The 14,292-nt window shown below is 59.1% G+C and carries 16 protein-coding genes; 8 read left to right on the plus strand and 8 right to left on the minus strand.

Features of this window, described 5'->3' with window-relative positions:
* Nucleotides 1-138 precede the first annotated feature (138 nt).
* Nucleotides 139-2,328 carry a thiamine pyrophosphate-dependent enzyme gene (locus tag Z947_RS0118010; protein ID WP_025045675.1) on the minus strand — a complete coding sequence of 730 codons (2,190 nt, stop codon included), beginning with the start codon at nucleotides 2,326-2,328 and terminating at the stop codon, nucleotides 139-141.
* A 96-nt stretch (nucleotides 2,329-2,424) separates the two neighbouring features.
* Entirely contained in the window at nucleotides 2,425-3,648 is a 1,224-nt protein-coding gene (locus Z947_RS0118015) for an acyl-CoA dehydrogenase (protein ID WP_025045676.1), read from the minus strand.
* Between the two features lie 100 nt (nucleotides 3,649-3,748).
* Between Z947_RS0118015 and Z947_RS0118020 the strand changes: the two genes are divergently transcribed.
* Both Z947_RS0118020 and Z947_RS21260 read left to right on the plus strand, forming a co-directional pair.
* Nucleotides 3,749-4,657, plus strand: a complete 909-nt coding sequence (locus Z947_RS0118020) for a LysR substrate-binding domain-containing protein (RefSeq protein WP_025045677.1) — start codon at nucleotides 3,749-3,751, stop codon at nucleotides 4,655-4,657.
* Nucleotides 4,658-4,766: 109 nt separating this feature from the next.
* Entirely contained in the window at nucleotides 4,767-5,117 is a 351-nt protein-coding gene (locus Z947_RS21260) for a cupredoxin domain-containing protein (protein ID WP_025045678.1), read from the plus strand.
* 26 nt (nucleotides 5,118-5,143) lie between these two features.
* Here the strand turns inward: Z947_RS21260 and Z947_RS0118030 are convergent, their stop codons facing one another.
* The 3 genes from Z947_RS0118030 to Z947_RS0118040 form a co-directional block, all read right to left on the minus strand.
* A complete protein-coding gene (locus Z947_RS0118030) occupies nucleotides 5,144-5,821 on the minus strand; it encodes an SOS response-associated peptidase (protein WP_025045679.1) in 678 nt (225 codons plus the stop codon).
* Nucleotides 5,822-5,909: 88 nt separating this feature from the next.
* A complete protein-coding gene (locus Z947_RS0118035) occupies nucleotides 5,910-6,587 on the minus strand; it encodes a sulfotransferase family protein (RefSeq protein WP_025045680.1) in 678 nt (225 codons plus the stop codon).
* 304 nt (nucleotides 6,588-6,891) lie between these two features.
* Entirely contained in the window at nucleotides 6,892-8,448 is a 1,557-nt protein-coding gene (locus Z947_RS0118040; RefSeq protein WP_025045681.1) for a bifunctional metallophosphatase/5'-nucleotidase, read from the minus strand.
* Nucleotides 8,449-8,628: 180 nt separating this feature from the next.
* Between Z947_RS0118040 and Z947_RS0118045 the strand changes: the two genes are divergently transcribed.
* The 4 genes from Z947_RS0118045 to arsC are packed head-to-tail and all read left to right on the plus strand — an operon-like array spanning nucleotide 8,629 to nucleotide 10,788.
* The gene (locus Z947_RS0118045; protein ID WP_025045682.1) at nucleotides 8,629-8,979 is read left to right on the plus strand and encodes a DUF952 domain-containing protein; all 351 of its coding nucleotides are present in this window, start codon (nucleotides 8,629-8,631) and stop codon (nucleotides 8,977-8,979) included.
* Nucleotides 8,976-9,407 (plus strand): DUF1330 domain-containing protein, encoded by a 432-nt coding sequence (locus tag Z947_RS0118050; protein ID WP_025045683.1) that lies wholly within the window; start codon nucleotides 8,976-8,978, stop codon nucleotides 9,405-9,407. Before Z947_RS0118045 ends, Z947_RS0118050 begins: the two co-directional genes overlap by 4 nt.
* On the plus strand, nucleotides 9,404-10,447 hold the full coding sequence (locus tag Z947_RS0118055) for a quinone-dependent dihydroorotate dehydrogenase (RefSeq protein WP_025045684.1): 1,044 nt from the start codon (nucleotides 9,404-9,406) through the stop codon (nucleotides 10,445-10,447). Before Z947_RS0118050 ends, Z947_RS0118055 begins: the two co-directional genes overlap by 4 nt.
* The gene (gene arsC, locus Z947_RS0118060; RefSeq protein WP_025045685.1) at nucleotides 10,444-10,788 is read left to right on the plus strand and encodes an arsenate reductase (glutaredoxin); all 345 of its coding nucleotides are present in this window, start codon (nucleotides 10,444-10,446) and stop codon (nucleotides 10,786-10,788) included. Before Z947_RS0118055 ends, arsC begins: the two co-directional genes overlap by 4 nt.
* Here the strand turns inward: arsC and Z947_RS0118065 are convergent.
* From Z947_RS0118065 to Z947_RS0118075, 3 genes are read right to left on the minus strand one after another with little or no spacing between them, the layout of a single operon-like run.
* Nucleotides 10,778-12,124, minus strand: a complete 1,347-nt coding sequence (locus Z947_RS0118065; RefSeq protein WP_025045686.1) for an MATE family efflux transporter — start codon at nucleotides 12,122-12,124, stop codon at nucleotides 10,778-10,780. The genes arsC and Z947_RS0118065 overlap by 11 nt on opposite strands.
* A gap of 1 nt (nucleotide 12,125) precedes the next feature.
* Nucleotides 12,126-12,632 (minus strand): PaaI family thioesterase, encoded by a 507-nt coding sequence (locus tag Z947_RS0118070; protein WP_025045687.1) that lies wholly within the window; start codon nucleotides 12,630-12,632, stop codon nucleotides 12,126-12,128.
* Entirely contained in the window at nucleotides 12,629-13,051 is a 423-nt protein-coding gene (locus tag Z947_RS0118075; protein WP_025045688.1) for a PaaI family thioesterase, read from the minus strand. The genes Z947_RS0118070 and Z947_RS0118075 overlap by 4 nt, the downstream gene beginning before the upstream one ends.
* Nucleotides 13,052-13,170: 119 nt before the next feature.
* Here Z947_RS0118075 and Z947_RS0118080 point away from each other — a divergent pair, with 119 nt between their 5' ends.
* Both Z947_RS0118080 and Z947_RS0118085 read left to right on the plus strand, forming a co-directional pair.
* Nucleotides 13,171-13,551 (plus strand): MerR family transcriptional regulator, encoded by a 381-nt coding sequence (locus Z947_RS0118080; RefSeq protein ID WP_025045689.1) that lies wholly within the window; start codon nucleotides 13,171-13,173, stop codon nucleotides 13,549-13,551.
* 311 nt (nucleotides 13,552-13,862) lie between these two features.
* Nucleotides 13,863-14,264 (plus strand): MerR family transcriptional regulator, encoded by a 402-nt coding sequence (locus Z947_RS0118085; RefSeq protein WP_025045690.1) that lies wholly within the window; start codon nucleotides 13,863-13,865, stop codon nucleotides 14,262-14,264.
* Nucleotides 14,265-14,292: the final 28 nt, after the last annotated feature.

Consider the following 14,292-nt stretch of genomic DNA (forward strand, 5'->3'; position numbering starts at 1 on the left):
TTTCAACATATTTTTGCACACGTGTGCATCGCCAGCTAAAAGAAGTGGTAGTTGCTTTTAAATCAAGCAACTACCACGCTTTCTGAACGTATGAAGTGAAGTAACTGAAACTGCGTCTCAGGCCGGAGCGATTCGAAATCAGTCCGTTTTCTGCGCCAATAGCGCCTGCGCTGCGGCAACGATCCCGCTGCGCGAAGGCAAAGTCGCCCCGTATGCGGGACCGGTCGCGATAAAGCTGTCTTCCGCCGTCAGCCGCGCAAATTGCTTCACGCCAGCCTCCGCCATGACCGCCATCAAGGCTTCGGCCTGACCGCCGGTACGGCGACATTCATCCACAATCAGAACCGGACGGCTGCCGATGGCCTCCAGCAAAGCGTCTTCGGGCATTGGTGCAAGCCATCGCAGGTCGATCACACGCACTGCCACCCCCAGCGCGGATAGATCATGCTGCGCCTGACGGCTCAGGTAGTGCCCGTTGCCATAGGTCACAATCGCCAGATCGTCGCCGTCGCCATGCACCCCGACGCAGTCCAATGCGATCCTTTGATCGGGGGCGGGATAACGACGCATCCAGCCGCCATCGCCAGCCTCCAGCAGATCACGCATCGGATAAAGCGCGATTGGTTCGACAAAAATCACCACCCGCTGCTCTTCGCGCGCCAGACGATGACATTCACGCAGCATCAATGCGGCGTCGTCGCCCGTTGAGGGGCAGGCAATGATCAGCCCGGGAATATCGCGCAACACGGCCAGTGAATTGTCATTATGGAAATGCCCGCCGAACCCCTTTTGATACCCCAACGCGGAAATACGCACGACCATTGGATTGCTCCACTGCCCGTTACTGAAGAACGGCAAGGTCGCGGCCTCGCCGCGCAACTGGTCTTCGGCATTGTGCAGATAGGCCAGAAACTGGATTTCCGGCATCGGGATGAACCCGTTATGCGCCAGTCCGATTGCAAGCCCCAGAATGCTTTGTTCGTCCAGCAAGGTGTCGATCACCCGCGCAGGCCCGAACCGGCTGTGCAGCTTTTGAGTTACCCCATAGTTGCCGCCCTTGCGCCCCACATCCTCGCCCATCAGCAAAGTTTCGGGATATTCCAGCATCAGATCATGCAGCGCCCAGTTGATCAGCCGTGACATTGGTTGGGGCTGGTCGATCTGGGCCATATCGCTGCCAAACACCTCGGCACGGCGCTCAACGCTTGGGCCATTGCCGGACGCAACCTCCCTGCGCGGGGGGATCAAACTGGCCATGACCTCCGCTGCGTTTCGCAATCGCGGCGTATCCACCATTTCTTGTGCGGCTTGCGCAACTTCTTCCAGCGTATCGGTATAAAGCGCCAAGGCCTGCGCCGCTGTCGCCGCACCTGAAGCAACCAAACCCCGCGCAGAATACAGCAGCGGATCATGGGCTTCATCCGCTTCTACCTCGGAACGTGGCAGATAGGACGTTACAACATCAGGTCCCGCATGCCCGTAAAGCCGCACCGTACGCAGATGCAAAAAGGCCGGCTTGCGGTGCGTGCGCACCCAATCCGCCGCCTGTTGCGCGCCCCTAGCAGCCGCAAAAATATCTAAACCGTCCGCCTCAAAATATTCGACACCCGGTCGGGCCGACATCGTCGCCTTAACCCAGCCCGTGGGTGTCTTGGTCGAAATGCCGATCCCGTTGTCCTCGCAGACAAACAACAGTGGCAAGGGGATGCCCTGCACTGCCGTCCAGCCCGCCGCATTGATCGCCCCCTGCGCGGTGGAGTGGTTCAACGATGCATCCCCGAAAGAACACATCGCAATCCCGTCACGCGCCAGTATCGCATGTTCCGGCCGGTTGCGCCGCGCCAGTGTGATCGCATGCGCCGCCCCCACCGCTTTGGGCAGGTGGCTGGCAATGGTCGACGTCTGCGGCGGGATCATCAAGCTGCGTGATCCCAAAACCTTGTGTCGTCCGCCACTGGTCGGATCTTCCACCGAACAGGCAAACGACAACAGCATGTCGCGCATCATCTCCGGCTGCCCGGCCTTGGCAGCCCGCGCGATCTGGAAGGCCGCATCACGGTAATGCAAAAACGCAATATCATCGACGCGCAAAGCATGGCCCAGCGCCGCCATCCCTTCGTGCCCTGACGAGCCAATGGTATAAAACCCCTGCCCCGCCTTCTGCATCACGCGACTTTGCAAATCCAGCGCGCGCGACAAAACCTGCGCACGGTACAACCCCAATGCCTCATCAGCATCCAACGCTGAGACATCCGTTTCACCAACCGGAAAATCCTCCGCAGCCACACGCCGCAAAAAATTCTCGTGCACAATCGAAACGCGATCCATATCACCCCCAAATACAAATGCAGAGGCCCGTGTTTCCCACGCGCCCCTGCTTCATCTTGTTCCTAAACGCATCATGCGCTTGCGCGTCTCACGACATCAAAAAAACGCCTGAAGTCCTGTTTGCGCACGCCCAAGGATCAAGGCATGCACATCATGCGTGCCCTCATAGGTATTCACCGTTTCAAGGTTCATCATGTGACGGATTACCTGAAATTCGCCAGAGATCCCGTTGCCGCCGTGCATGTCACGGGCGTGACGCGCGATCTCAAGCGCCTTGCCGCAGTTGTTGCGTTTCACAATCGACACCATTTCGGGTGCCGCGTTGGCCTGATCCATCAAACGGCCCACTTGCAACGAGCCCTGCAAGCCCAGCGAAATTTCGGTCATCATATCGGCCAATTTCTTCTGGAACAGCTGCATGCCCGCCAAAGGCTTGCCAAACTGCTTGCGGTCCAATCCGTATTGACGCGCCGCGTGCCAGCAGAATTCCGCGGCACCCATTGCGCCCCATGAAATACCGTAACGGGCACGGTTCAAACAGCCGAACGGCCCTTTCAGACCGGACACATGTGGCAGCAAGGCGTCTTCGCCAACTTCAACGTCCTTCATCACGATTTCACCGGTGATCGACGCCCGCAGCGACAGTTTGTTGCCCACCTTGGGTGCGCTCAAACCTTCCATGCCCTTTTCCAGAACAAAGCCGCGGATCTTGCCGCCATGTTCTTCGCTCTTGGCCCAGACGACGAAAACATCTGCAATCGGTGCGTTTGAAATCCACATCTTGGTGCCGGTCAATTTGTAACCGTTTGCCGTTTTCACCGCCCGTGTTGTCATGCTGCCCGGGTCGGACCCCGCATCGGGTTCTGTCAGACCGAAACACCCGATCCACTCACCGGAACAGAGTTTCGGCAGATACTTCTTGCGTTGTTCTTCGGAACCGTATGCGTAAATCGGATACATCACGAGGCTGGCCTGCACGGACATCATCGAACGATAGCCACTGTCCACACGTTCAACTTCACGCGCAACCAGACCATAAGAAACATAGCCCGCGCCCAAACCGCCGTATTCTTCCGGGATCGTGATCCCCAACAGGCCCATATCGCCCATTTCTTTAAAGATACCGGCGTCGGTTTCCTCGTTGGCAAAGGCATCAATCACGCGCGGCTGCAATTTTTCCTGCGCATAAGACGCAGCAGAGTCGCGGATCATCCGCTCGTCTTCATTCAGCTGACTGTCCAGGCGGAAGGGGTCGGCCCAGTCGAATGATCCCAGATCAGGGGCATCTTTGGCGCGCAGTGCAGGTGTATCAGCGGTCATGGCAAGTCCTTTCAAAGCATGTGCGTTTGAAAGGGGTTATTGCAAATCCGGCTCCAAAAGACTATCGCCGCTTTATCCTAGATGTATGAGAAAAAGTCATATGATAGCCCCGCGCCGCTTTCTGCCTTCAATCTCGGCCCTGCTTGCCTTCGAAGCGGTTGCACGACTGGGCAGCGCAACAGCCGCCGCACAGGAACTCTCTCTGACGCAAAGCGCTGTCAGCCGGCAACTCAAGACCCTCGAAGAGCAACTCGATGTGGCGCTGATCACCCGTAAGGGGCGACAGCTGGCCCTGACCACTGCGGGACAGGCCTATGTCGGACAGGTGCGCGAAATTCTGAACCGGCTGGCGCAAGCGTCTGTTTCGGTGCGTACAAACCCCACGGGCGGGTCGCTGAACCTTGCCATTCTACCCGCGTTTGGCATGCATTGGCTGGCCCCGCGCCTGCGCGATTTTGCCCGCGCCCACCCCGAGGTCACTGTCAATCTCAGTACACGGCTGAAACCGTTTGCCATCGCCGACAGTCCATTTGATGCGGCGATCCACTTTGGTCACGAGGACTGGCCGGGCGTGCATTATTTGCCCCTGATGCCGGAAACCGTGGTCCCCGTCTGTGCGCCGGAACTGCTCAGCGCGCCGGTGATCGAAGCGCGCGATATGCTGGAGCATCCGCTGTTGCACCTGGAAACGCGCCCGCGGGGCTGGGCGCGTTGGCTGGCGGCATTGGGTGTGACCGCTGATCCGCCGGCTGGCATGGTGTTTGACCAGTTTTCAACCATGGCGCAGGCGGCGATCCACGGATTGGGCGTGGCGCTTTTGCCGACATTTTTTGCCGAACCTTACCTGCGGGACGGGCAATTGATGCTGGCCTCGGCGCAAACCACACAAAGCATCGGCAATTATTACCTCGTCTGGCCTGAAACCCGTGACGAGGGTGCGGCCCTGACGTCCTTTCGCAATTGGCTGGCCGGACAAGCGCAAACAACCGAGCCCCAAACACAGCCCTAGAAAACCGGTAATTCGCGCGATTCCGGCCATGATTGCCAAATTTTCGCCGTATTTACCATTTAAGGAAAATCTCATGTGACCGGGTGGGGCCGTTACAAGGAGCATTCCAATGCTTAATTCTTCACGCAAAGGCGTTCTCGCCGTTGCCGCTGCTCTTAGCTTTGTGGCCGGCGCTGCACAGGCTGACAACCATGTTGTTCTGATTGTGGACGGCAGCTATTTCCCGTCGGTGGTTTATGCAAACCCCGGTGACAACATCGTTTTTCGCAACAACAGCGACGCCTCGCACACGGTCAATGGCCCCGAGGGCAGCTGGACATCCGGCGAAATCGGTTCCGAAGCGATGTACCGCTTGAACATCAAGCACGACACACCGCCAACCTTTACCGGTTTGGGGACTGACGGCACGCAAGCCGAGGGCGAAATCATCTTTGCCGAAGCACCCAGCGCGTCCGAATAAGACCAGCAGGCGCACGGATCGCTCCTTTAGCCATCCTTTGGCAAAGGTTCGATCAATGCGGCCCCGCTGGCGCGATTGGAATTCACGGTGCGGCTTACGCGGTGCCACTCCAGCAGATCATCTGCTGCGGGTGTCATCAGCGTCGCCGCACCTTTCCCTTGTTCGCCCAGCCATAACGGCCAATCCTTTTGCGCAAGGATAACAGGCATCCGGTGATGGATCGCCTGCATTGGCGCGTTTGCGCCAGTTGTAACAATCGCACAGGTCAGCTGCGCCTCCCCGTCCGGCGCACGCCAGTCCTGCCAGACCGCAGCAAACGCCAGCGGCGCGCCGTCAACGCGCGTGATGTACCACGGATCCCGCCCGCCTTCGGCGTCTTTGGTCCATTCATAAAATCCCGTTGCAATGACCACCCCCCGCCGCGTCCGCGCTGCGGTACGAAATGCCGGTTTCTCGGCCAGCGTTTCGGCGCGGGCATTAATCAACAAAGGCCCCCCTGATGGTTCTTTGTACCAGCGCGGAATAAATCCCCACCGCATGGGGCGAAGTTTGCGCGCCCCCTCGGCATCACTGGTGACGATCGGGACCGGATCTGTCGGACAGACATTGTAATTGGGTACAGGCGGTAGGTCATTCGCCGGTGCTGCCGCAAAAAGTTGCGCCATCGCATCAGGCGGCAGCGTCATCGCCATTCGTCCGCACATGGGCCATTCCCTTTCAGTGACTCACTGAAAGCACCCTAGCGGGGGCAGCGCCGCTGTGCAAAAGAACGCGCGCGGCGTCACGGGGCGCCTAATGTAAAGCGGCAGACGTTTGGCTGTACCCTTTTTGCATGGCACCCGCAGGGAGCGTCGCAGGCGTGCCTACGTTGCTGCGCCCCCACCAAGGCAGGTCAACGCCCAGATAAGCGCTGATCTTTGCCGGTGCCTGCGGGTCTTCGATGTCATATTCCATAAAATTGCTTTCGCCTTCAAACATCCGGCGGCAGAACGCGTAATGCGCCGCCATCCAACGCGCCAGTTCATCTTCCGAACGGCCAAAACCACGCGGCAGGCCCGGCACATCCGCCGCAGGCAGGCGGCGTTTGCCCAGATTGTTCCAACGCATCACCGAATCCGCAGTTTTGGCGGGGTTACGCGTGGTGAGAATAAACTTCACTTCGGGATGATGGGTCTGAATGGCGGATAGCAATCCCCAATCGGTCTGCGGCCAAAGCGATTGATCCTCGCGCACGGCAGACATTTCGTTGATGACATCAAATTCGCCCAACCGCGCCAGCGGATCACCGGTGGCGAAATAGTCGGCATACAGGATCTTGCCCAAATGCATGCCCTTTAGATCTTTGTTTCGGGATTGCCCCGCACGGATGCGCCAGTCCGCCACGGTCAAACCCGCGTGACGCAACGCATCCGTCAGCGTGGTGGTTCCGGTTTTAGGCAGGGCAAGGTTAACGACACGCAGTCGGGTCATGGCGACACCCCTCCCGATGGCATGACGCAACACACGGGCCTTGTGGACCTGACGTTCAGAAAGACTGACGTTTCCAGATAGCGCATAATATACCCCTTTACAGTGTACTGGCCGGATTCTCTTAACAAACACCCTGCTAAGGAATGGTGACCAGAACAGGGCCGAGGCGCGTTCTAAAATCGGTCAATCTGGGACGGCGGGAACATATTTGGGCGGCACCTGCGTCGGCCCGCACCGGAAATGGCGCGATAAAAAAGGCGCACCCGGATGGATGCGCCTTAACGTTTTGGTCTGTGGTGGTCGGTTATTTGATCGAGATACGACCGTCGGTGTAAGGCTTGTAAGGCGCATTTGCGGCGATGAACTCTGCCGTGACATCCGCCAGATCAGGGCCGAAGTCATAAGCGTTCTCGGCCGTTTTGAACATGGCGTATCCGTCACCGCCATTGCGCACGTAGTTGTTGGACACAACGCCGTACACCTTGTCCATATCAAGCGGCGCACCGCCAACCGTCACGTCGCTGATTCGCGATCCGGCTTCCAGCTTTCCGTCAAACGCATAGGTCATGCCCGCAACCTGCGGGAAACGGCCTGCGCCTTCCTCCACTTGACTCACGCCGTTTTCAAGCGCCTCAAGCAGAACTGCGCCGGTCACCTGAAATGTCGACAGCGTGTTCTGGAACGGCAGGACGGTCAGTACTTCGCCCATGGTCACTTCGCCGGCTTCGATCGATGCGCGAATGCCGCCACTGTTCTGGATTGCGATATCAATGCCTTGGTCCTTGACCCGCGCCAGCATCGCATCGGCGATCAGGTTGCCCATGGTGCATTCCTGCGCGCGGCAAACAGCACGGTCACCGCCAATGGCTTCGTCGGTTTGCGCCACAACCTTGTTGCGGATTTCTTCCAACGGGGCCGCCGCTTCCGCGATACGGGCCACAGTGCCTTCGTCCTCGGCCACTTCCGCGTCCATGACCAGCGGCTCGCCTTTGGCTTCGGTGATATTGCCCGCGTCATCAAAGGTGACGTTCAATTCGCCCAGAAACTTGCCATAGGCATAGGCCTGCACAATCGCCGTGTCGCCCACCATCGTCGGGTACGGACCCGACGCGCGGTCATTGGTGTTGCTGAGCAGCGTGTTGGAGTGCCCGCCCACGATCACATCGACACCGGTGGTTTCCGCCGCGACCTTTTGGTCAACGCCGTATCCCGAATGGCTCAATACGATGATCTTGTTCACGCCCTCGGCGGTCAACCGGTCCACTTCCCCTTGAACGGCCGCAACCGGATCCGAAAAGGTGATGTTGTCACCGGGGGATGCCAGTTCATGGGTGTCTTCCGGTGTCAGACCGATCAGACCCAGCTTTTCACCGCCGCGCTCGATGATCGTCGATTTCGCCAGTTTGTCCGCCAACAGCGGCTCTGCCGAGACATCGGCGTTGGACATCAGGACCGGAAATTCAACCGCGTCCATGAACCCTTTCAGGACCTCGGGACCATCGTCGAATTCGTGGTTGCCCACAGTCATCGCGTCATAGCCCATCTGGTTCATCATTTCGGCGGCCAGTGCGCCCTTGTAATAGGTATAGAACAAGGTGCCTTGAAACTGGTCGCCGCCATCCACCAGGATAGCGTTATTTGTACGTGAACGCGCCTCTGTGATCGCAGACATCAAACGGGCAGAGCCGCCGAAGCACTTGCCCTCGCCATTGTCTTCGGCAGAGCACGGGCCGTCGTATTTGCTGATCGGTTCGAACCGCGCGTGAAAGTCATTGGTGTGCAGGATTGTCAGCTGGTAGTCCGCAGCGGCGCCGCCTGCCATCAGGCCAAAGGCCGCTACGCTTGTCAGGAATCGTTTCATTGGTTTTCCCCCAATTGGAATCTATGCGGCATCGTGGCCTCTGACCCGCAGGCTGTCAAAGAGGTTGTTGGCCCTGCCCGCGCTTTCACCCGCCCTTGCCCGCACAACAGGCAACCCGGCGAGATACAGCGGCACGCTTCGCGGCTTGACGCTTTGACAGCAGACAGGCATCACGATCCCATGTTAATTTTCAAAATCTTCCGAACCGACGAATGGCAGGCCCTGCGCGCAACCGGCGAAACTGCAGGCGCGCCGATTGATCTGGCCGACGGCTATGTGCATTTCTCAACCGCGACCCAAGCAAGTGAAACCGCCGCAAAGCATTTTGCAAATGTCGACGGCCTGTTCCTTATTGCGGTAAACGCAGAAGACGCCGGTGACGCGCTGAAATGGGAAGTGTCGCGCGGCGACGCCTTGTTTCCACATCTTTACCGCAAGTTGACACTGGCAGATGTCGTATGGGCCCAGCCCCTGCCGCTGGTTGACGGCGTGCACCAGTTTCCCCCCGGTTTTGAAGAGGCCAGCCAATGACCCGTTACCTTGACCCGGATCGCGCCCAGTTCGACGCTTTCAAAAGGCTCGACCGCGATACCGAATTGAACATGCTCAACCTTGTGCAATTCAATGATCTTGCGAATTACCCCGGCGATCATGAATTGGCCCGCGACGGGCTGACAGGGGCGCAAGCCTATGCGCTTTACGGACAGGAAACCGCGGCCATCCTTGAAAAGGTTGGCGGGAGTATCGTCTGGAGCGCCAATTTCGAGCTGACACTTATCGGCCCCTCCGACGAGGTGTGGGATGCGATGTTCATCGCCCGTTATCCCAACGCACATGCGTTTTTGGCGATGGTGTCCGACCCTGACTATCAACGCCACGTCGTGCACAGGCAGGCCGCAGTGAAAACATCCCGTCTGATCCGCACGCAGAATGCGGGCGCAAAGGACCAGTTTGCATGACGGCGTTGATCGAACGACTTGGGCTAAGCGCGCTGCAACGACTGGACCCCGAAGCGGCCCACGGTCTGGCAATCCGCGCCTTGCGGTTGGGGCTGGCCCCTGCACCGGGGCCGGTGACCTCCGCGCGGTTGCGCACCACGCTGGCGGGCCTTGACCTGCCCAACCCCGTGGGCCTTGCCGCCGGATTTGACAAAAACGCCACCGCCATTGCGCCGCTGTCCCGCGCCGGTTTCGGATTTATCGAGGTCGGGGCCGCCACACCGCAGCCACAGCCGGGCAATCCCAAGCCCCGCCTGTTTCGCCTGACGCAAGATCGTGCCGCAATCAACCGTTTCGGCTTTAACAACGAAGGGGCAGTTGCCATTTGCAGCCGTCTGGCGCAGCGCGGCGCGGGGGTGCCCGTGGGCCTGAACCTTGGCGCGAACAAGACCAGCACCGACCGCGCCGCGGATTTTGCGCTGGTGATGGAAGCCGCCCGCAACCACGTTGATTTCGCAACGGTCAACGTGTCCTCGCCCAACACCGAGCGGCTGCGTGATTTGCAGGGCAAGGCTGCGCTGGCCGCCTTGCTGGAAGGTGTGATGGATGTACGCGGCGCAACACCGGTGTTTCTGAAAATCGCGCCCGACCTGACGCAGAACGAAATCGCGGATGTTGCCGAGGGCGCCAATGCGGCGGGCGTCGCGGCCATCATCGCAACCAATACCACGCTGGATCGCACCGGTTTGCAAAGCCCCCACAGCGCGCAGGCTGGCGGTTTGTCCGGCGCACCGCTGTTTGAAAAATCCACCCGCGTTCTGGCGCGGCTTTCAACAATGACCGACATCCCCTTGGTGGGTGTGGGCGGGGTTGGTTCTGCACAGCAGGCCTATGCAAAAATCTGTGCGGGGGCCAGCGCCGTGCAGCTTTACACCGCCTTGGTGTTTGGCGGCATGTCACTGATCGGTGATATTGCGCGCGGGCTTGATGATCTGTTGGCCAAAGACGGCTTTTCCACAGTTGCAGACGCGGTGGGCAGCAAACGGGCGGACTGGCTGTGATCACCCTTTGGCACAACCCGCGCTGTTCGAAATCACGCCAGACGCTGGCCCTGATCGAAGCCGCCGGCGCAGAAGTTCGCACACGGCTTTACCTGCAAGACAGCCCAAGCGTTGACGAGATTGCAGCGGTGCAGGCTGCCCTTGGCAATATCCCCGCAATCAAAATGATGCGCACCGGTGAAAAGCAGTTCAAGGAACTGGGCCTTTCCAAGGACATGCCTGATGACAAACTACTGGTCGCTATGGCGGACAATCCGATCCTGATCGAACGCCCCATTGCCCTCAAAAAAGGACAGGCGGTTATCGGCCGCCCGCCCGAGGCGGTCGAGGTTATGCTTTGACAGGTGCTGCGCGAACGTCGCGTTCCAAAGCCGGGTAGCGCAGCGCCAGTGTAATACCGCGTGCGACGAAAGAAATCAGCATCGCGGCCCATAACCCGTGATTGCCGTAGGCCGGCACCAGAACCAGAACCGCAACAACGAAAATCGCAAAAGATAGCGCCATCATATTACGCATATCGCGCGAGCGTGTGGCCCCGATGAAAATACCGTCCAGCATAAAGGCCGCGCAGGCCAGAACCGGCACCGCCAACAGATAGGGCAGGAATACCCGCGCGGCGGCCTGCACTTCCGGGGCTTTGGCCATCAGGTCGATGATCTGCGGCCCGACGATCCAGAACACAACTGTCATCAGCACCGACACCACCCCCGCCCAAAAGGACGCGAGCACCGCGCTGCGCCGCAATGCCGCGACCTGCCGTGCGCCCACGGCCCGCCCTACCAGCGCTTCGGCAGCAAAGGCGAAACCGTCCAGTCCGTAAGCGGTGATCATCAGGAATTGCAACAGCACCTGATTGGCGGCCAGCGTCACATCCCCCATGTCCGAGCCGATAAAGACAAATGACAGAAAGATCGCTTCAAGCAGGATCGAACGGATCAGAATATCCGTATTCAGCCGGATCATCCGCACCCAGCGCGACCGGTGAAACACCTGCACCCAGTTGCGCCAGTCGGGGGTACGGAAAGCCGCGCGGCAGAACCACAACCCGACGGCCAGACCGCTCCACTCCGCCAGAAAGGTCGCGATTGCGACGCCCTGCACGCCCCAGCCTAGTCCCAGCACAAACCACATATCCAGTGCGATGTTCAGCCCGTTCATCCACAGCTGGATTACCAGCACCGCGCGGGTCCGTTCCTGCGCAATCAACCAGCCTGTGATGGCATAAATCGCGATGGCCGCTGGGGCCGACCAGATGCGGATCGTCATATACTGGCGGGCCAGCGTTTCAACTTCGGGCGACGCGGGCGAGACGGTGAAGGCCGCCCAGAACAGCGGAAGTTGCAGCAAGATCACCGCCAGCCCCGCACCCAGGCCAATCAGCAGGCCGCGCGTCAGCAGCGCCGTGACCTCGGCGTGATCCTCATCGCCCGCCGCTTGGGCCGTCAGCCCCACGGTACCCATGCGCAAAAAGCCGAAGAACCAGTAGAAAGCTGACAAGACAATCGCGCCAAGCCCGACAGCGCCGATGGGAGCCGCCAGCCCCATCTGTCCCACCACCCCGGTATCAACGGCACCTAAAATCGGTACGGTTGCGTTGGAGATCACGATGGGCACCGCGATCCGCAGAACGCGATTATGGGTAATTGTGCCCGCCCCGTCGGATGCGCGGGCGTCCATCTTAGCTTTCTCGCTGGGGCATTACGAAATGCCCCGTTGCTTGTGCAAACAGACGGGCGCGGTTGTCCTGCCAGCCTTCGACGTGAACCGACGCGTACCGCCGTCCTGCGCGTGTGATTCTAGCGCGTGCATAGGCATCGCGCGGCAAACCCGAACGCAGATAGTCGACGGTGAAATCAATCGTTTTGGGCAGGCGCGGCAGTTTGATCTGGTCAAGGTCTTCGACAGCCAAAGCACCGCTTTCCATATCTTCCCAAATCATCCCCCAGCTGAGCGAGATAATCGCCGTCACCTCAAGAAATGCCGCCGTCGCACCGCCGTGCAACGCGGGCAGCATCGGGTTGCCGATCAACGCGTCCTTGAACGGCATGATCGCCGTCAACTCGTCGCCGCGCCGCTCGAAGGTGACGCCAAGAAAACGGATGTAGGGCACGCCCTCGACAAGCGCACGCAGCACCCCGTCGCGGCGTTGTTTCACAACTTGAACTGGTTCCGGTCGCTTGATCATTTGCCATTCCCCGCGGTGAAAGTTCCGGTGGCCATGGCGACGGGCACTTCTTCGTCCTCGTCCATCGCCGTGGCACGCACAAAGGCAACAGAGCGGGTCACATGATAACAGGTCGCGCTGGCCTTGATCCGCTGGCCCGGTGTTGCAGCGCGTAGATATTCGATGCGCAAATCAATGGTGGCTGTGCCCGCAGGGTTGCTGGGGTGGCTCATCACGGCCGCACCGCAACAGGTGTCAAGCAGCGCAGAAACCGCCCCACCGTGCACCACGCCGGTTTTCGGATCACCGATGATATCTTCCGAATAGGGCATCGAAATCACCGCGGTGCCAGCGCTTAATTCTTCAAGTTCCAGGCCCAGCGCCTTGGCATGCGGCAAGGCCTGAATGAACTGGCCGGCCTGTTTGGTCATATCTGCCATATCGCGGATCCTTCGGACGAATTTTTCCCTTTATCACGAGACGACGCGTAAAGGGCAAGGCCACCTGTTGCGCTCCCTTCGGTGACGTCCTACTTTAAAGAACAAGGGAGTATCGACCAATGGCTGAAGACCGCCTGACCTTCAAAGAGATGTGTGCAACTTTTGATGTGACGCCCCGCACCTTGCGGTATTACGAGTATATCGAACTGCTGCACCCCGACCGCGAAGGTCGTTCGCGGTTTTACGGGCCGCGCGAACGTGCACGCATGAAACTGATCATGCGAGGTCGCAAGTTCGGCTTTGCTTTGGAAGGCATCCGTCAATGGCTGATGATCTATGAAAAAGAAGGCACCGAAGCGCAGATGCGCGCATGGCTTGTAAGCGCCGACCGGCAGCTTTTGGAACTCGCCGAGCAACGCGCCCAACTGGACGAAGCCATAGACGAGTTGCAAGGGCTGCGCACGGACACCGCCTTGGCCCTGGAAAAAATCGACAGCTAACCTACCCGCCCCTCAGGGCTGCCTCCACACCAACAGAATCCGGCGTAAAAGGGGAACGGGCCGCACAGCCCGTTTGCCAATGTGCACCTCGCGCAGCCGGATGCCCTGCGATTAACCAGAAAACCTGAAAATGGATGATCTTCGGTTCAATACAGGGAATACAGCCTTACCCAAGCCGCCGCCACGTCACCTTTAAAAGTGACGTGACGTCCGCATTACGTCAACCGATCGAGGTGTTGTAAGTTTGCGAAAGACGTCACACATCGCAGCGATCAATACCACGATGTATCTTTGTGATGAGAGTAAATGAAATGACCAGTGATCTAATGACGATTCGCCAGATGTGCGACACTTTCGATGTAACCCCGCGCACGTTGCGCTTTTACGAAGCCAAGGAACTGCTGTTCCCGATCCGCGAAGGCCAGAAGCGCCTGTTCACCAACCGCGACCGTGCGCGGCTCAAGCTGATCCTGCGCGGCAAGCGTTTCGGTTTCAGCCTCGAAGAAATTCGCCAGCTGCTGGACCTGTACCACCGCGGCGATCAACAGAAGACACAGATTACCCGCGCCCTTGATATCGCGCGCGACCGTTTGACCGACATGCTGGCCCAGCGCGAAGACCTCGACGCGGCCATCGACGACCTGAAAGAACAACTCAAGTGGGGAGAAAAAATGATGACCTCCCTTAACCAGACACCAAGCATGGCAGAGTAAACGCACCGCTCTGCTGCGACCAGATACT

It is taken from the genome of Sulfitobacter geojensis (assembly GCF_000622325.1).
GTDB lineage: Bacteria > Pseudomonadota > Alphaproteobacteria > Rhodobacterales > Rhodobacteraceae > Sulfitobacter > Sulfitobacter geojensis.